Genomic DNA, 15,897 nt, shown 5'->3' with positions numbered 1-15,897 from the left:
GTCTGTGGGGTGGGCCTGGTTCAGTGCCAGTACCAGTGGCCGGTCTGCGGGCCGTGCGGGGACGGCGGCAGCGGTCGTCCACAGAAGCAGCCGCGCCGGGTGCGTGCAAAGACCGCTCTTACTAGGGAGGGCAGCACACGCAGCGCAGGCCGGATGCTGTGACCGGGGCTTGTCGCTACGGCCCCGCCTCGTACATGACGCGGGTCACGTGGGCAGCCTCACTTCCCGGCGGCCTCGAACGTGACCGGCGTCTCGAAGGCGGCCCGGCGCGTGGCCCTGCGCAGCGCTCGGAGGACCGCCGGGCCGAGGGTCAGGGTCAGGACCACCGTGACGATCGCCCGGCCCAGGTCCCAGCCGAGCGACGTGGCGACGCAGTACGCGACGAAACGGGCCAGGTTCACGGCGACGGGCGCGTGCGGGTCGAAGGCCACGTTCGAGGCGAGGGCGCTCATGAAGGGCCAGCCCGCCATGTTCATCACCGTGCCGTAGGCGAACGCGGCGAGGAAGCCGTAGCCGGCGAGCATCGCGAGCTCTCCCCGGCCGCGCAGCCGGTCCGGGCCGGGCAGCAGGCCCGCGCCCATCGCGAACCAGCCCATCGCCAGCATCTGGAACGGCAGCCACGGCCCGACCCCGCCGGTGAGCAGCGCGGACGCGAACATCGTCACCGAGCCGAGGACGAACCCGAAGCCCGGGCCGAGCACCCGGCCGCTCAGCACCATCAGGAAGAACATCGGCTCGATACCTGCGGTACCGGCACCGATCGGCCGCAGGGCCGCCCCGGCGGCGGCCAGCACGCCGAGCATCGCGACGGCCTTCGGGCCGAGACCCGACTCCGAGATCGCCGCCGCCACGACCGCCACGAGCAGCACCAGCAGGCCCGCGAAGAGCCAGGGCGCGTCCTGCGCGTGCGCGCTGAGCCGCGAGGCGGGCGGGGTGAGGAAGGGCCAGCCGAAGCCGGCGATCCCCACGGCACTGACCAGGACCAGGGCGGCGAGGGAGCGGGGGCCGAGGCGGACGGCTCCGGCCTGCCGTTGCGTGCTGCTCATGAGGTGGCCGCGGAAGGGAGGGCGGCGCGGACCTGGGCGACCGTGAGCCAGTGCTGGGGCGCCAGGATCTTGGTGACCTGCGGGGCGAAGGACGGGGAGGAGACCACGATGTCCGCCGTCGGGCCGTCGGCGATCACCTCGCCCTCGGCGAGCAGGACGACCCGGTGGGCGAGCTCCGCCGCCAGTTCCACGTCGTGCGTGGCCAGCACGATGGCGTGCCCCTCGGCGGCCAGGGACCGCAGCACCGCGACCAGCCGGGCCTTCGCCGCGTAGTCCAGACCCCGGGTCGGCTCGTCCAGCAGGATCAGCGGTGGCCGGGCGGTCAGCACGACGGCCAGGGCGAGCGCGAGCCGCTGCCCCTCGGAGAGGTCCCGGGGGTGGGTGTCGTCGGTGACGCCCGGGAGCAGCTCGGTGACCAGGGCCCGGCAGGTGCCGGGGTCCGCGCCCGCGTCCTGGTCGGCCGCCGCGCACTCGGCGGCGACGGTGTCGGCGTAGAGCAGGTCGCGTGGCTCCTGCGGGACCAGGCCGACCTTGCGGACGAGGTCCTTGGGCGCCGTGCGGTGGGGGGTGCTGCCGCTGACCCGGACGGATCCCGAGCTCGGCGGGACCAGGCCGACCAGGGAGTTGAGCAGGGTGGACTTTCCTGCGCCGTTGCGGCCCATGAGGGCGATGGTTTCGCCCGGGGTGACGGTGAGGTCGATGTGGCGCAGGGCGCGGACGCGGGAGCGGGTGACGGAGAGGGCCTCGACTTCGGCCGCGCCTACCGGGGCGGGGCGTGCGGAGGGTTTGCGGGTGCCGGTCGCATGCGGTTGATCGCTCAGCTGCCCGCGCCCCTTCGGGGCGCTCTCCAGCCGTTGCCTCAGATCGGCCGCCCGGCGGCGGGCGTCGCGGACCGTCAGGGGCAACGGGGACCAGCCCGCCAGGCGGCCCAGAGCCACCACCGGCGGATACACCGGGGACACGGACATCACCTCGGCCGGGGGGCCCAGCACGGGGGCGGCCCCGGGGCTCGGCAGCAGAACGACCTGGTCGGCGTACTGGATGACGCGTTCCAGGCGGTGCTCGGCCATGAGGACCGTCGTGCCGAGGTCGTGCACGAGCCGCTGGAGGACGGCCAGCACCTCCTCGGCGGCCGCCGGGTCCAGCGCGGAGGTCGGCTCGTCCAGGACGAGGACGCTCGGGTGCGGGGTGAGGACCGAGCCGATCGCGACGCGCTGCTGCTGCCCGCCGGAGAGCGTGGCGATCGGGCGGTCGCGCAGCCCGGCGAGGCCCAGCAGGTCGAGGGTCTCCTCGACGCGGCGGCGCATCACCTCCGGGGCGAGGCCCAGCGACTCCATGCCGTAGGCGAGTTCGTCCTCGACGGTGTCGGTGACGAAGTGGGAGAGCGGGTCCTGGCCCACCGTGCCCACGATGTCGGCCAGTTCGCGCGGCTTGTGGGTGCGGGTGTCGCGGCCGGCGACCGTGACCCGGCCGCGCAGGGTGCCGCCGGTGAAGTGCGGGACGAGTCCGCTGACCGCGCCCAGGACGGTGGACTTGCCCACGCCGGACGGACCGGCCAGCAGGACCAGTTCGCCCTCCGGGACCTCGAAGTCGATGCCCCGCACGGTGGGTTCGGCGGCCCCGTCGTACGTCACGGAGACATCCTCGAAGCGGATCACGACGGCTCCTTGGGATCGGGGGCGACGAAAGCGGGCAGCAGGCCGAGCAGTACGGCAGCGGCCGGCCACAGGGGCAGGGTGGGGGCGACCAGGGGCACCACGCCGGGGTGCAGCGCCGCGGGATCGCGGGATCCGGCGAGGGCGAGCAGGGCCGCGACCGCGACGCCGGAGGCCACGACCAGCCCGGCGCGCACGTCCCAGCGGTCCGGGCGGTAGCGGGTCCGGAGCGAGCGGCGTCCGCCGAGCTTGAGACCCGCGAGGGCCGCGGCGAGACCCGCGAGGAGCACGGGGAAGCCGTAGCCGGCGCCGTCGGCCGTGAGGAGGCCGTACGTTCCCGCGCAGACGCCGAGCAGGCCGCCGAGGGTCAGGGCGGCGGTGGTACGCCGGACCGCGGGAGGGACCTGGGCGGTACGGCCGTAGCCGCGGGCGTCCATCGCGGCGGCGAGGGCGACGGAACGCTCCAGCGCGCCCTCCAGGACGGGGAGGCCCACCTGCACCAGGCCCCTGACGCCCCGGTCCGGGCGGCCGCGCAGACGGCGGGCGGCCCGCAGGCGCTGGACGTCGGCGATGAGGTTCGGGGCGAAGGTGAGGGCGACGACGACCGCGACACCCAGCTCGTACAGGGCGCCGGGGAGGGACTTGAGGAGGCGGGAGGGGTTGGCGAGGGCGTTCGCGGCGCCGACGCAGATGAGGAGGGTGGCCAGCCTCAGACCGTCGTACAGGGCGAAGGTGAGGGCCTCCGCGGTCACCTCGCCACCGAGGCGGATGCCCTGGGCCCAGGCGGGGAGGGGGAGTTCGGGGAGGGTGAGGAGGGTGTGCGTGCCGGGGATCGGCGAGCCGAGGACGGTGGCGAAGAGCAGCCGGATGAGGATCACGGCGAGGGCGAGTTTGACGAAGGCGCCGTAGGAGCGGGACCAGGGGGTGTCGGGGCGGCGGGTGGCCACCACGTAGGCGGAGACCGTGATGAGGAGGGCGAGGAGCAGGGGGTTGGTGGTGCGGGTGGCCGCGGTGCCCAGGGAAAGGGACCAGAGCCACCAGGCACCGGGGTGCAGTTGAGCCCGGTGCCGGTGCCCGGTGCTGCTACCCACGCCGTCGTACCTGCCAGATCGCCGCCCCGCCCAGGAGCACCACCAGGGCGATGCCCCCGACCAGGCCCAGGGACGGCCCGTCGTCCGACGGGGAGTTCTTCCCCGCCGCGGGCTGCTGCTTCTGCTGCTTCTGGGAGACCTGCTCGCCGCAGCCCTTCTCCGGATAGCCCGAGATCGCGCACAGCAGGGCGTTGGTGTCGTAGCGCAGTGGCTTGGCCACCGCGGCCAGGGCTTCGGCCGTCGTCGCGTCGGGGGAGACCCGGGCGCAGGCCGTGCGGGCGGGGGGCGGGGTCTCGCCCTCCGGGGCGTCCGACGGTGCGCCGAAGTCGATGACCAGGGCCACCCGCTTCCTGCCCTCCTGCGCGGGCGTCTTCGCGCAGATCGTCGCGAAGTCGGCCGTGCCGCGCGGCCGGACCGCGCTCGCGGAGTCCTCGCTCACCGCGAAGCGGAAACCCTGGACGTCGCCGTCCGAGGGGCGGGCCTGGGACGGGCCCTGGGTGGCGTAGACCCAGCGGCCGGCGTCGCGCTCCCAGAACGACCAGTACCGGTAACCGGCGGCCTGGGCCTGGCCCGTGCCCGCGCACAGCAGGAGCGAGGCCAGGAGGAGCAGAACGGCCCGGCGGATCACAGCTGCCGCTGCTTCTTGCGGCCGGTGAACAGGAACCCGATGCCGATTCCGGCGACCAGGCAGACGCCGACGTACCACCAGACCCCGAAGAAGTCCGAGCCGGAGTCCTCCTTCTCGTCCGCGGCCTTGGTCTTCCCTGCGGTCTGCGGGGCCGGGCCCGTCGCGTTGAGCTGCTTGACGAGGTCCGCACCGCCGAAGTCGCGCGGGTTCGTGCCGGTCGCGTGGGCGGCGAAGATCAGCTGGGCGTAGGCGGCCGGACCGCTCTGCGCGGCCCAGGAGGCGGAGTTCTTCTCCAGCCACCGCACGGACTTCTCCGCCTGCGCGGTGCCGCCCTGCGCGGCGAGCGCGACGACCGCGTCGGCGGTGTTGCCGAAGTCGGGCTGGGGCTCGGCACCCGCCAGCGCGGACATGAGGTGGTTGGCGTCCTTGGCGAGGGCGGCGGTGAGATAGCCCGCGCCGTTCGCCGCCGCCTGCTCGGGCGTGGTGGCCTTCTCGCAGGTCACGTCGGACGTCTTGCCCGACTTGACGACCATCCCCTGGCCCAGCGCGCCGAGCACACCGGCCGCCGTGGCGTCGGCGTTGGCAGCGAGCTTGCCCTTCTTGTCCGGCTGGAACGCGAACGCGCCCTCACCGTCCCCGCCGCAGGGCAGCGCGAGCTTCAGCAGGGCGTCGTAGGGCGACGTGCCGTCCTTCTCGACCTGGTCCGGCTTCTCGCCGGCCGCGGCGAGGGCGCCGATGACGATCGACGTCGAGTTGGTGTCGCTGGCGCCGCCGGGCGCGTAGCCCCAGCCGCCGTCCTTGTTCTGGACGGACTTCAGCCAGCCGACGGCCTTGCGGGTGACCTCGTCGTGGCCGCCGAGCGCGGCGAGGGCCTGCACCGCCGCCGACGTGGCGTTGGTGTCCAGCATCGTCTTGGCGTCGCACGCGGTGGTGGGATCGGGCCGGTACGAGGCGAAGGAACCGTTCTCGCACTGCTGGCGCACCAGCCACTGCACGGACTTCGCGGCCGGCTTCACCCCCACCGTGTCCTGCGCGAGCAGCGCGAGCGACTGGCGCCAGACGCCGTCGAACTTCGGGTCCGAGTCGCCGTACAGGGCGGAGGGGAACGCCTGGGACGGCGACGGGGACGGGGCGGCGGCGGCCGGGGTTGCGGCGCCGATCACGGCGACGGCGGCCAGGACCGCGGCGCTGCGGCGGACGTTCATGATCGGCGGGTGCCTCTCCCTGTGGGGGAGCCGGGCAGCGCGGGACACCCCGGCGGCTCGGCTCCGTATACCTCGACGGTGCCGTGCACCGGCCGGTTGCCGGGCACGTGAGCCGGTCACGAAACCGTACGAAGCGATCCGGCTCACCGCCTGGGAATGGCGGTTCACGATAGGGGTCTCCCCTGCTCGAGCGAAGTCGAGAACTTGGGGAAGGGTCAGCGCCGGAATTGCACCGGCTTCCCCCCGTACGGTGTGATGACGACCCGCTTACTGTACCCGCACGTAGGAAACGGGCCGAGGGGGCCGGGTGGGGGGCCTCGCTCCGCCCCGACCCGTGGCCACCCACGCGCCCGGCCCCGGAGGAGGCCCTGCGCAGGCGGGGTGCCAGTCCGGCGATGAGCCGTGTCGAGGTTGAACTCCTGGGCGTCACCGAGGAGTTGATCCTCTCCAGCGCGCAGACCGGCTAACGTGGGGTTCCCCCGACCTCACACGCCAGGAGCGTCCATGACCGACCAGGTGGAGAACTCCGAGCAGGAGCCGTTCCCCAAGATCGACACCTCGGTTCCGCACTCGGCCCGGATCTGGAACTACTGGCTGGGCGGCAGGGACAACTACGAGGTCGACCGGGTGGCCGGTGACGCGTTCCGCGAGATCTTCCCCGGCATCGAGACCGGCGCCCGCGCCGCCCGCTACTTCCTCGCCCGCGCCGTGCGCCACCTGGCCGGCGAGGAGGGCATCCGCCAGTTCCTGGACATCGGCACCGGGCTGCCCAACGTGGACAACACCCACCAGATCGCCCAGCGGGTGGCCCCGGAGAGCCGGATCGTCTACGTCGACAACGACCCGCTGGTGCTGGCCCACGCCCGCGCCCTGCTGACCAGCACGACGGAAGGCGTCACCAACTACGTCGACGCGGACCTGCGCGAGCCGGACACGATCGTCCGGGAAGCCGGGAAGACCCTCGACTTCGACCGGCCCGTCGCCCTCATGCTGATGGGCATCCTGGGCCACATCGAGGACCACGACGAGGCCCGCTCGATCGTGCGCCGGCTGGTGGACGCCCTGCCCCCCGGCAGCTACCTGGTGCAGTACGACTCGACCGACACCAGCGAGGACTACGTCCGGGCCATCCAGCAGTACAACGAGGGCGGTTCGATCCCGTACATCCTGCGCAGCCCCGAGCAGATCGAGCGCTACTTCGACGGTCTGGAACTGCTCGAACCGGGTGTGGCGTCCTGCTCGCGCTGGCGACCCGACGCCGCGGCCCTGGGCCTGCCCGCGGAGGTGCACCAGTACGGCGGTGTCGCCCTCAAGCGCTGACCCTCAGGTCTCCTGGAGGATGCGGTGCAGGACGGTCGGAGTCTCGTCCGGCGACTCGGCCTCGACCACCAGCCGGTTCATGGCGTCCCAGTAGCGCTCGATCTCGGCCGGCCGGTCGGGGTAGAGGGCGGTGGTGAGCTGCTCCAGGCAGACCACGTCGGGCAACTGCCCGCCGGGCAGCCGCAGAATGGTGACCGGGCCGCCCTCCGCGGCATGGCCGCCCGCGGCGAACGGCAGGACCTGGATCGTGACCTGCGGCAGCCGGCAGAGCTCGATGAGATGCCTGATCTGGGCGCGCATCACGCGGATGCCGCCCACCGGGCGGCGCAGCGCCGCCTCGTCGATCACAGCCCACAGCTGGGTCGCCGGCTGCCGGTGCAGGATCCGCTGGCGGGCCATCCGCAAGGCGACCCGGCGATCGATCTCCGCCGCACCCGCGTCCGGGTGCGCGAGCCGGACGACGGCCCGCGCGTAGTCGGCGGTCTGGAGCAGGTCGGGGACCCGCTGGACCTGGAAGCAGCGGATGAGGCTCGCCGCCTGCTCGGCCCCCAGGCAGGTCTGCATCCAGGCGGGCACCACATCGCCGTAGTGCCGCCACCAGGCAGGGGTGTTGGCCTGCTCGGCCAGGGCCAGCAAGGTGGCGCGCTCGGCCTCGTCCGTGACGCCGTAGAGGGTGAGCAGATCGGCGACGTCACGCAGTTTGAAGCCGTGGCGTCCGGCCTCCATCCGGCTGATCTTGGAGGCGGAGGCGCGGATGACGTGGCCCGCGTCCGCCCGGCCGATGCCCCGCTCCTGCCGCAGCCCGCGCAGCCGGGCGCCCAGGGCCAGCCGCGGCACCATGGGCCCGGCACATCCGCCCTCCAGGGCTCCGCTGCCGGGCGTCGTGCGTGCGGCCTCTTCGGTGCCCATGGGCGTCTCTCCCGGTGCGTGCGTTGCGTCCGACCATCCTAGGGGGCGCCCAGGACGTCAAGAGCCTTATGTCGCAGGCACGTTCGAGCCTGGGGTGGGTCCGCCGAAGGGGAGGTGGAGGGTTCGTGAGGCGAGCAGCCAGATCCCGTCGGCCCGGTGGAACGTGTCCTCGTAGTGCCCGATCTGGACCGGCGGCCCGGCCGGGATGACACCGCCCCCGTACCCGTCGACGCGGTACGTCGTGAAGTAGGAGATCGCCCCGGCCGTGTCCGGGGAGGTCACCGTGACCAGGACATTGGACATCATGCGGCGGGACAGCCGGTCGGCGGGACGGGAGCCGAAGTACCCGCGCAGGGCGTCGCGGCCCTTGACCAGCCGCCCGTCCTCCGGCCACTGCCAGACGCCGTCCTCGGTGAACAGCTCGGCGACGGAGGAGGGTTCGCCGAGATCCAGCCGGTGGACGAAGTCGAGGACGAGGCGCTCGCAGGCGCGTTCGGCGAGGAGGCGTTCCATGGGGTCCATGGGTGTTTCGTAGCATCCGGACGAGCCGACCGGCGACGCGTTTCACACCACGCGGTGCGCTTGACCCGCGTCGCCTTCACACCGCCACGTACGTCACCGGATCGCTCCCCGGCACCGCCTCCGCCCGCCCCAGCTTCACCAGCCGGCGCAGATGGGCCTCCGCCTCCGACACGGCGATGGTGCGGGAGCCGTAGGGGATCTGCTCCCAGGGGCGGTTCCACTCCATGCGCTCGGCGAGCCGCCAGGGGGTGAGGGGCTCGGCGAGGAGGGCCAGCAGGGCGGTCAGGCGGGTCTCGTGGTGGGTCAGGAGTTCGCGCACCCGGGCGGCGGCGTCGGAGAAGGGGTGCTGGTGGGCCGGGAGCACTTCGGCGGGGGCGAGGCGGCCCACGCGTTCGAGGGAGTCGAGATAGTCGCCCAGGGGGTCGGTCACTGTGGTGTCGTCGGGGTCCTCGTACAGGCCGATGTGCGGGGTGATCTCGGGGAGCAGGTGGTCACCGGAGAACAGGCGGCCTCGGCCGGGGAGTTCGGCGGGGTGGGTCTCCTCCAGGTGGAGGCAGACGTGGCCCGGTGTGTGCCCCGGGGTCCAGATGGCGCGCAGGCGGCGGCCGGGCAGCTCCAGGAGTTCGCCGGGGACGATGTCGCGGTCGGGCAGGGCGGGGGAGAGGCCGGGCAGGGCGCGCGGGCGGGGCGCCCGCAGCGGGGCGATGTGCTCCTCGGGGGCGCCGGCCGCTGCGAGCTTGGCCGCCATGTACGAGAACCAGTGCTCGGGGCGGGCTTCCCGGGTCCGCCGTACGACCGCGGTGTCCGCCGCGTGCATCGCGATCCACGCGCCCGACGCCTCCCGGACCCGGCCGGACAGGCCGTGGTGGTCGGGGTGGTGGTGGGTGACGACCACGCCGTGGATCTCGGCGACCGAGGTGCCGCACGCCGTGAGGCCCTGCGCGAGGGTGTCCCAGGACTCCGGGTCGTCCCAGCCGGTGTCGATCAGGACCGGGCCCCGGTCGGTGTCGACGACGTACACCAGCGTGTGGCCGAGCGGGTTGTCCGGGATCGGGACCCGGAGGGACCGGACGCCTCCGCCGTGGTCGGTCACCTGTGTCATGGGCTCCCCCGTCGCCGGCTCCCCGTCACTATAACTAGAACGGGTTCCTATGGGAGTCACCCCGCGGTGTGCGGTCCGTGGACTCCTCGGGGCGGGACTGGTATCTGTGGGCGTATCTGATGCACCGTCAGAGCACGCTTCCGGGGAGGCAGTCGGCCATGACCGAGCTCGTGGAACACGGACAGCTGTTCATCGGCGGGGAGTTGACCGACCCCCTGGGCCAGGACGTCATCGAGGTGATCTCCCCGCACACCGAGGAGGTCATCGGACGCGTCCCGCACGCCTCGACGGCGGATGTGGACCGGGCCGTGACGGCGGCGCGGCGGGCCTTCGACGAGGGGCCCTGGCCGCGCATGAGCCTCGACGAGCGGATCGAGGTCGTCGGCAGGATCAAGGACGCCATCGCCGTCCGGCACGACGAGATCGCCCGCCTGATCTCCGCCCAGAACGGCTCGCCCTACTCCTGGAGCGTCCTCGCCCAGGCCCTCGGCGCGGTGATGGTCTGGGACTCGGCGATCACCGTCGCCCGGAACTTCACCCACGAGGAGCGACGCGACGGCGTGCTGGGCAGGATCCTCGTACGCCGCGAACCCGTCGGGGTCGTGGCCGCCGTGGTCCCCTGGAACGTCCCGCAGTTCGTCGCCGCCGCCAAGCTCGCCCCGGCGCTGCTCACCGGCTGCGCGGTCGTGCTCAAGCCCTCCCCCGAGTCCCCGCTCGACGCCTATCTGCTCGGCGAGATCGCCCGGGAGGCCGGGCTTCCGGAGGGCGTGCTGTCCATCCTGCCCGCCGACCGGGACGTCAGCGAGTACCTGGTCGGGCACCCCGGCATCGACAAGGTGTCCTTCACCGGGTCGGTCACGGCCGGCAAGCGCGTGATGGAGGTGGCCGCCCGCAACCTCACGCGCGTCACGCTCGAACTCGGCGGCAAGTCCGCGGCCGTCGTCCTGCCCGACGCCGACGTCGAGACGGCCGTGGCGGGCATCGCCCCCGCGGCCTGGATGAACAACGGCCAGGCCTGCGTCGCCCAGACCCGCATCCTCCTGCCGCGCTCCCGCTACGACGAGTTCGCCGACGCCCTCGCCGCCGCGGCGGGTGCCCTGACGGTCGGCGACCCGCTGGACCCGGCGACCCAGGTGGGGCCGCTGGTGGCCCGGCGGCAGCAGCAGCGCAACCTCGACTACATCCGCATCGGGCAGGAGGAAGGCGCCAAGATCCTCACCGGCGGCGGACGCCCGGCCGGCCTCGACCGCGGCTGGTACGTCGAGCCGACCCTCTTCGGCGACGTCGACAACTCCATGCGCATCGCCCGCGAGGAGATCTTCGGCCCGGTGATCTGCCTGCTGCCCTACGACGACGAGTCCGACGCCGTGAAGATCGCGAACGACTCGGACTACGGCCTGAGCGGCAGCGTGTGGACCGCCGACGTCGAGCACGGCATCGACATCGCCCGCCGGGTGCGCACGGGCACGTACTCGGTCAACACCTTCAGCCTGGACATGCTCGGCCCGTTCGGCGGCTACAAGAACTCGGGCCTGGGGCGGGAGTTCGGGCCCGAGGGGTACGGCGAGTACCTGGAGCACAAGATGATCCACCTCCCGGCGCAGGCGTAGCGATGGGTGACCGCTGGCACGTCGAGGTCGACCGCTCCCTGTGCATCGGCTCCGCCCAGTGCCTCCACCACGCACCGGACGGCTTCCGTCTGGACACCGCCCGCCAGTCCCGTCCGCTCGCCCCGGACATGGACGCGAACGAGCGGGTGCTGGAAGCGGCGGAGAGCTGTCCCACGGAGGCGATCACGATCACGCTGCGGGACGGCGGGGAGGCGGTGTTCCCACCGGAGGAATAGCGCCCGAACAATCATGATGAGAGGGGTTTCATTCCCCTATGGGGGCTTCTATCCTGGAAGTCGGCCTACGAGGCGAGTGAGGGAGTCCGACCGGAGTGGCCGACGTCGGCAGGAGGCTTCGGCTTCCGCTGGTGCCGACTGCGACGGTAGGGCTGAGAGGCCGAAGGGAGCCGGGCCGAAAGCCGGCACCCCGAGGCGACCCCCATCACCTGATCCGGACCATGCCGGCGAAGGGAACCCGTCTCGTAGGTCCTCGCCGTGTCCGGGGGCTCACGGGGTGGTCGGCGCCGTCAGGTCGATCAGACGGCACACCGTCTCGATGTCGATCTTCACCTGGGCGATCGAGGCCCGCCCCGACAGCCAGGTGATCAGCGCCGAGTGCCAGGTGTGCTCGATGACCCGGACCGCCGAGAGCTGCTCCGGAGTCGGGTTCTCCAGACCCATCGCGTCCAGGATGATCGCCGTCGTCTGACGGGAGACCTGGTCGACCTCCGGGCTCACGCTGCGGTCGGCGAAGGTCAGTGCGCGGACCATGGCATCGGCCAGATGCGGCTCGCGCTGCAGCGCCCGGAAGGCCCGCATCAGCGTCTCCGCGACCCGCTCGGCCGCCGTCTCGCCCTGCGGGGGCTTCTTCCGCAGGGTGCCGTGCATGTGCTCCAACTGGTCCTGCATCGTGGCGACCAGAAGGTGGATCTTGGAAGGGAAGTAGCGGTACAGCGTGCCGAGGGCCACCTGCGAGGACTCGGCGACCTCGCGCATCTGCACGGCGTCGAAGCCGCCCCTGCTGGCCAGTTGCGCGCTCGTGTGCAGGATGCGGCGCCGCCGGGCCTCCTGCCGCTCCGTGAGGGGGGCGGAGGCGGGGGCCGCCGCTCTGGCTTCCACCTTGGCCGGCTTGTTCACCTTGGCGCTCACCTTGGCTTCTGCGGGCATGGTTCGAATCCCGTTCCGTGACCGTCCGTGAGGACGAGTGATCACACAGCATGGCACGGCACCGGCCGTGGCGTGAATCACCTGATCCACTGGTCACAGCGCCCTTACCTGCCGGTAGATTCGGAGCCTCCGAACGATCAAGTCTGAAACTTGTTCTAGATTAGCGTCCCGGCGTAATCTCGCGGGACAGTGCAGGGAGAAGGGGGCTCGGAGTGACCGCTGAGGCCAGGGAGACCGGGGCCCCGGAGGACCCCGCTGCCGACGGCTTGCGACCGCTCGACATCGCGCTCCTCACCTATAAAGGGAACCCGTTCTGCGGCGGCCAGGGCGTCTACGTCCGGCACCTCTCGCGCGAACTGGCCCGCCTCGGACACCGGGTCGAGGTCATCGGCGCCCAGCCGTACCCCGTGCTCGACGAGGGCTACGACGGGCTGAGCCTCACCGAGCTGCCCAGCCTCGACCTGTACCGCCAGCCGGACCCCTTCCGCACACCGGGGCGCGGCGAGTACCGCGACTGGATCGACGCGCTGGAAGTCGCGACGATGTGGACGGGCGGCTTCCCCGAACCCCTGACGTTCTCGCTGCGCGCCCGCCGCCATCTGCGCGCCCGCCGCGGCGCGTTCGACGTCGTGCACGACAACCAGACCCTCGGCTACGGCCTGCTGGGCGATGTCGGCGCGCCCCTGGTGACGACCATCCACCACCCCATCACCGTCGACCGGCAGTTGGAGCTGGACGCGGCGGACGGCTGGCAGCGACGGTACTCGGTGCGCCGGTGGTACGCCTTCACCCGCATGCAGAAGCGCGTCGCACGGCGGCTGCCGTCCGTGCTCACCGTCTCCGGCACCTCGCAGCAGGAGATCATCGACCACCTCGGTGTCCGGCGGGACCGCATCCACGTGGTCCACATCGGCGCCGACACCGACCTGTTCTCGCCGGATCCGTCGGTGCCGGTCGTGCCGGGCCGGATCGTGACGACGTCCAGCGCGGACGTGCCGCTCAAGGGCCTGGTGCATCTCGTCGAGGCGCTGGCCAAGGTGCGGACCGAGCACCCCGGCGCCCATCTCGTCGTCGTCGGCAAGCGGCCCACCGAAGGGCCGGTCGCCCAGGCGATGGAGCGGTACGGCCTCGCCGGGGCCGTGGAGTTCGTCAAGGGCATCTCCGACGCGGAACTCGTCGACCTCGTGCGCTCGGCGCAGGTCGCCTGCGTGCCGTCGCTCTACGAGGGCTTCTCGCTGCCGGCCGCGGAGGCCATGGCCACCGGGACGCCGCTGCTCGCCACGACCGGTGGTGCCATCCCCGAGGTCGCCGGCCGCGACGGGGAGACCTGCCTGGCGGTACCGCCCGGCGACGCGGGCGCGCTCGCCGCGGGCCTCGGCCGGCTGCTGGGCGACCCGGACCTGCGCGCACGCCTCGGTGCGGCCGGGCGCGAGCGGGTCCTGCGGCACTTCACCTGGGCCAGGGCGGCGGAGGGCACGGTGGCCCGCTACCGCGAGGCCATCGCCCGGGCCGGGAGCGACGGTGGTCGCACGGCCTCCGCGGCCCCCGGCCGTTCCGCGACCGGAGACACCCGCTCCGCGCACCGGGTTTCCGGCCGTTCCGCGCCTGGAGCCGCCACCGGTTCGGCGGATGCCGACTCCCCGGCCGGGGCCGTCGCTTCGGCGAGTGCCGGACCGGTGACTGCGGCCGGTGCCGGATCCGGGGCTCCCACAGATGTAGAAGGCGTCAACTCCGAAAGCAGGGCCACGTGCTGACCGTCGACTTCTCCCGGTTCCCGCTCGCCCCGGGTGACCGTGTCCTGGATCTCGGCTGTGGGGCCGGGCGGCACGCGTTCGAGTGTTACCGGCGGGGCGCGCAGGTCGTGGCGCTGGACCAGAACGCCGAGGAGATCCGCGAGGTCGCCAAGTGGTTCGCGGCGATGAAGGAGGCCGGCGAGGCCCCCGAGGGCGCCACCGCCACGGCCATGGAGGGCGACGCCCTCGCGCTGCCCTTCCCCGACGAGTCCTTCGACGTCGTGATCATCTCCGAGGTGATGGAACACATCCCGGACGACAAGGGCGTCCTCGCGGAGATGGTCCGGGTGCTCAAGCCCGGCGGGCGCATCGCCGTCACCGTCCCGCGCTACGGCCCCGAGAAGGTCTGCTGGAGCCTCTCCGACGCCTACCACGAGGTCGAGGGCGGCCACATCCGCATCTACAAGGCGGACGAACTGCTCGCGAAGATCCGCGAGGCCGGCCTGAAGCCGTACGGCACGCACCACGCCCACGCCCTGCACTCGCCCTACTGGTGGCTCAAGTGCGCGTTCGGCGTCGACAACGACAAGGCGCTGCCGGTGCGCGCGTACCACAAGCTGCTCGTCTGGGACATCATGAAGAAGCCGCTGGCCACCCGGGTCGCCGAGCAGGCGCTGAACCCGCTGATCGGCAAGAGCTTCGTGGCGTACGCGACCAAGCCGCACCTGCCGCGCCTGGCCGACAACGGGGCGGACGCCACGTGACCACTCCCCGGACGGAACATCTGGTCCTGCCCGGGGTCCTCACCGCGGGGGAGGCCGCCGCGACCGTCGCCGGCATCCTCGCCGTGCAGCGCGAGGACGGTGCGATCCCGTGGTTCCGGGGGCACCACCTCGACCCGTGGGACCACGTCGAGGCGGCCATGGCCCTCGACACGGCCGACGAGCACGAGGCCGCCGAGCGCGCCTACCTGTGGCTGGCCCGGCACCAGAACGAGGACGGCTCCTGGTACGCGGCCTACACCGACGGCGAGTTCGACGCGGTCACCGACCGGGGCCGGGAGACCAACTTCGTCGCCTACATAGCCGTGGGCGTCTGGCACCACTACCTCTCCACCGGCGACGACGCGTTCCTGGACCGGATGTGGCCGACGGTGTACGCGGCGATGGAGTTCGTGCTGCGCCTCCAGCAGCCGGGCGGGCAGATCGGCTGGCGGCGCGACGACGACGGGACGGAGACGACGGACGCCCTGCTGACGGGGAGCTCCTCCATCCACCACGCGCTGCGCTGCGCGCTGGCCATCGCCGAGCAGCGGGAAGAGCCCCAACCCGACTGGGAGTTGGCGGCGGGTGCGCTGCGGCACGCCATACGCCACCACCCCGAGCGGTTCCTCGACAAGAACCGCTACTCGATGGACTGGTACTACCCGGTGCTCGGCGGTGCGCTGACCGGCGCGGCGGCCAAGGCCCGCATCGAGGAGGACTGGGACCGGTTCGTCGTCCCCGGGCTGGGGGTGCGGTGCGTGGTCCCCAACCCGTGGGTCACCGGCGGTGAGTCCGCAGAACTCGCCCTCGCGCTCTGGGCGATGGGGGAATCGGACCGCGCACTGGAGGTCCTCCAGTCGATCCAGCACCTGCGCGATCCGGAGAGCGGGCTGTACTGGACGGGCTATGTCTTCGACGACGACGCGATCTGGCCGCGGGAGCTGACCACGTGGACGGCGGGGTCGCTGTTGCTGGCCGTGGCCGCGCTGGGCGGGCACGAGGCCACGTGCCAGGTCTTCGGCGGCGACGAGTTGCCCAGCGGGCTGGAAACGGACTGCTGCGCCTGAGAGCTCGGGTGGTGGGTGCCCAGTGGCGGGCGCGGGTCGTATGCGGCTTTTCGCGCAGTTCCCCGCGCCCCTGGGGGCA

At 72.7% G+C, this 15,897-nt stretch carries 15 protein-coding genes; 6 read left to right on the top strand and 9 right to left on the bottom strand.

What is annotated here, in order from left to right:
- Positions 1-218 precede the first annotated feature (218 nt).
- Genes ACFY9E_RS08435 through ACFY9E_RS08415 form a run of 5 tightly spaced genes read right to left on the bottom strand, consistent with a single transcriptional unit; the run spans position 219 to position 5,625 of the window.
- Entirely contained in the window at positions 219-1,046 is an 828-nt protein-coding gene (locus ACFY9E_RS08435; RefSeq protein WP_390980679.1) for an ECF transporter S component, read from the bottom strand.
- Positions 1,043-2,704, bottom strand: coding sequence for an ATP-binding cassette domain-containing protein (locus ACFY9E_RS08430; RefSeq protein WP_390980677.1), 1,662 nt, complete (start codon positions 2,702-2,704; stop codon positions 1,043-1,045). The genes ACFY9E_RS08435 and ACFY9E_RS08430 overlap by 4 nt, the downstream gene beginning before the upstream one ends.
- Positions 2,701-3,792: a CbiQ family ECF transporter T component gene (locus ACFY9E_RS08425; RefSeq protein WP_390980675.1), complete on the bottom strand. Its 1,092-nt coding sequence runs from the start codon at positions 3,790-3,792 to the stop codon at positions 2,701-2,703. Before ACFY9E_RS08425 ends, ACFY9E_RS08430 begins: the two co-directional genes overlap by 4 nt.
- Positions 3,785-4,420 carry an SCO2322 family protein gene (locus tag ACFY9E_RS08420; RefSeq protein WP_390980673.1) on the bottom strand — a complete coding sequence of 212 codons (636 nt, stop codon included), beginning with the start codon at positions 4,418-4,420 and terminating at the stop codon, positions 3,785-3,787. The genes ACFY9E_RS08425 and ACFY9E_RS08420 overlap by 8 nt, the downstream gene beginning before the upstream one ends.
- A complete protein-coding gene (locus tag ACFY9E_RS08415) occupies positions 4,417-5,625 on the bottom strand; it encodes a prenyltransferase/squalene oxidase repeat-containing protein (RefSeq protein WP_390980671.1) in 1,209 nt (402 codons plus the stop codon). Before ACFY9E_RS08415 ends, ACFY9E_RS08420 begins: the two co-directional genes overlap by 4 nt.
- Positions 5,626-6,129: 504 nt before the next feature.
- On the opposite strand from ACFY9E_RS08415, the gene ACFY9E_RS08410 reads away from it, so the two are divergent.
- Positions 6,130-6,945: an SAM-dependent methyltransferase gene (locus ACFY9E_RS08410; protein WP_390980670.1), complete on the top strand. Its 816-nt coding sequence runs from the start codon at positions 6,130-6,132 to the stop codon at positions 6,943-6,945.
- Positions 6,946-6,948: 3 nt separating this feature from the next.
- Here the strand turns inward: ACFY9E_RS08410 and ACFY9E_RS08405 are convergent, their stop codons facing one another.
- The 3 genes from ACFY9E_RS08405 to ACFY9E_RS08395 all read right to left on the bottom strand — a co-directional run bounded on the left by ACFY9E_RS08405 (position 6,949) and on the right by ACFY9E_RS08395 (position 9,478).
- Entirely contained in the window at positions 6,949-7,854 is a 906-nt protein-coding gene (locus ACFY9E_RS08405) for a Scr1 family TA system antitoxin-like transcriptional regulator (protein ID WP_390980668.1), read from the bottom strand.
- Between the two features lie 66 nt (positions 7,855-7,920).
- Positions 7,921-8,376 (bottom strand): nuclear transport factor 2 family protein, encoded by a 456-nt coding sequence (locus ACFY9E_RS08400; protein WP_390980666.1) that lies wholly within the window; start codon positions 8,374-8,376, stop codon positions 7,921-7,923.
- Positions 8,377-8,452: 76 nt separating this feature from the next.
- On the bottom strand, positions 8,453-9,478 hold the full coding sequence (locus tag ACFY9E_RS08395) for an MBL fold metallo-hydrolase (RefSeq protein WP_390980664.1): 1,026 nt from the start codon (positions 9,476-9,478) through the stop codon (positions 8,453-8,455).
- Positions 9,479-9,636: 158 nt separating this feature from the next.
- Between ACFY9E_RS08395 and ACFY9E_RS08390 the strand changes: the two genes are divergently transcribed.
- A complete protein-coding gene (locus ACFY9E_RS08390; RefSeq protein WP_390980662.1) occupies positions 9,637-11,088 on the top strand; it encodes an aldehyde dehydrogenase family protein in 1,452 nt (483 codons plus the stop codon).
- Between the two features lie 2 nt (positions 11,089-11,090).
- A complete protein-coding gene (locus tag ACFY9E_RS08385; RefSeq protein ID WP_390980660.1) occupies positions 11,091-11,324 on the top strand; it encodes a ferredoxin in 234 nt (77 codons plus the stop codon).
- A gap of 270 nt (positions 11,325-11,594) precedes the next feature.
- Here the strand turns inward: ACFY9E_RS08385 and ACFY9E_RS08380 are convergent, their stop codons facing one another.
- Complete coding sequence (locus ACFY9E_RS08380) at positions 11,595-12,254, bottom strand: TetR family transcriptional regulator (RefSeq protein ID WP_390980658.1); 660 nt, start codon at positions 12,252-12,254, stop codon at positions 11,595-11,597.
- A gap of 212 nt (positions 12,255-12,466) precedes the next feature.
- Between ACFY9E_RS08380 and ACFY9E_RS08375 the strand changes: the two genes are divergently transcribed.
- From ACFY9E_RS08375 to ACFY9E_RS08365, 3 genes are read left to right on the top strand one after another with little or no spacing between them, the layout of a single operon-like run.
- A complete protein-coding gene (locus ACFY9E_RS08375) occupies positions 12,467-14,008 on the top strand; it encodes a glycosyltransferase (RefSeq protein ID WP_390980656.1) in 1,542 nt (513 codons plus the stop codon).
- The gene (locus tag ACFY9E_RS08370) at positions 14,002-14,751 is read left to right on the top strand and encodes a methyltransferase domain-containing protein (protein ID WP_390980654.1); all 750 of its coding nucleotides are present in this window, start codon (positions 14,002-14,004) and stop codon (positions 14,749-14,751) included. The genes ACFY9E_RS08375 and ACFY9E_RS08370 overlap by 7 nt, the downstream gene beginning before the upstream one ends.
- Positions 14,748-15,818, top strand: coding sequence for a prenyltransferase (locus tag ACFY9E_RS08365; RefSeq protein WP_390980652.1), 1,071 nt, complete (start codon positions 14,748-14,750; stop codon positions 15,816-15,818). Before ACFY9E_RS08370 ends, ACFY9E_RS08365 begins: the two co-directional genes overlap by 4 nt.
- Positions 15,819-15,897 lie beyond the last annotated feature (79 nt).

The organism is Streptomyces sp. NPDC012466 (genome assembly GCF_042955215.1).
GTDB lineage: Bacteria > Actinomycetota > Actinomycetes > Streptomycetales > Streptomycetaceae > Streptomyces.
The sequence above is the reverse complement of the archived record's forward strand: the minus strand, read 5'-3'. Positions and strand labels throughout refer to the sequence as shown.

What these genes read in the sequence shown, in the direction of transcription:
- ACFY9E_RS08385 (WP_390980660.1), top strand. Translation starts at nt 11,091, where the DNA reads ATGGGTGACCGCTGGCACGTCGAGGTCGACCGCTCCCTGTGCATCGGC.
- ACFY9E_RS08380 (WP_390980658.1), bottom strand. Translation starts at nt 12,254, where the DNA reads ATGCCCGCAGAAGCCAAGGTGAGCGCCAAGGTGAACAAGCCGGCCAAG.
- ACFY9E_RS08410 (WP_390980670.1), top strand. Translation starts at nt 6,130, where the DNA reads ATGACCGACCAGGTGGAGAACTCCGAGCAGGAGCCGTTCCCCAAGATC.
- ACFY9E_RS08395 (WP_390980664.1), bottom strand. Translation starts at nt 9,478, where the DNA reads ATGACACAGGTGACCGACCACGGCGGAGGCGTCCGGTCCCTCCGGGTC.
- ACFY9E_RS08405 (WP_390980668.1), bottom strand. Translation starts at nt 7,854, where the DNA reads ATGGGCACCGAAGAGGCCGCACGCACGACGCCCGGCAGCGGAGCCCTG.
- ACFY9E_RS08390 (WP_390980662.1), top strand. Translation starts at nt 9,637, where the DNA reads ATGACCGAGCTCGTGGAACACGGACAGCTGTTCATCGGCGGGGAGTTG.
- ACFY9E_RS08435 (WP_390980679.1), bottom strand. Translation starts at nt 1,046, where the DNA reads ATGAGCAGCACGCAACGGCAGGCCGGAGCCGTCCGCCTCGGCCCCCGC.
- ACFY9E_RS08415 (WP_390980671.1), bottom strand. Translation starts at nt 5,625, where the DNA reads ATGAACGTCCGCCGCAGCGCCGCGGTCCTGGCCGCCGTCGCCGTGATC.
- ACFY9E_RS08400 (WP_390980666.1), bottom strand. Translation starts at nt 8,376, where the DNA reads ATGGACCCCATGGAACGCCTCCTCGCCGAACGCGCCTGCGAGCGCCTC.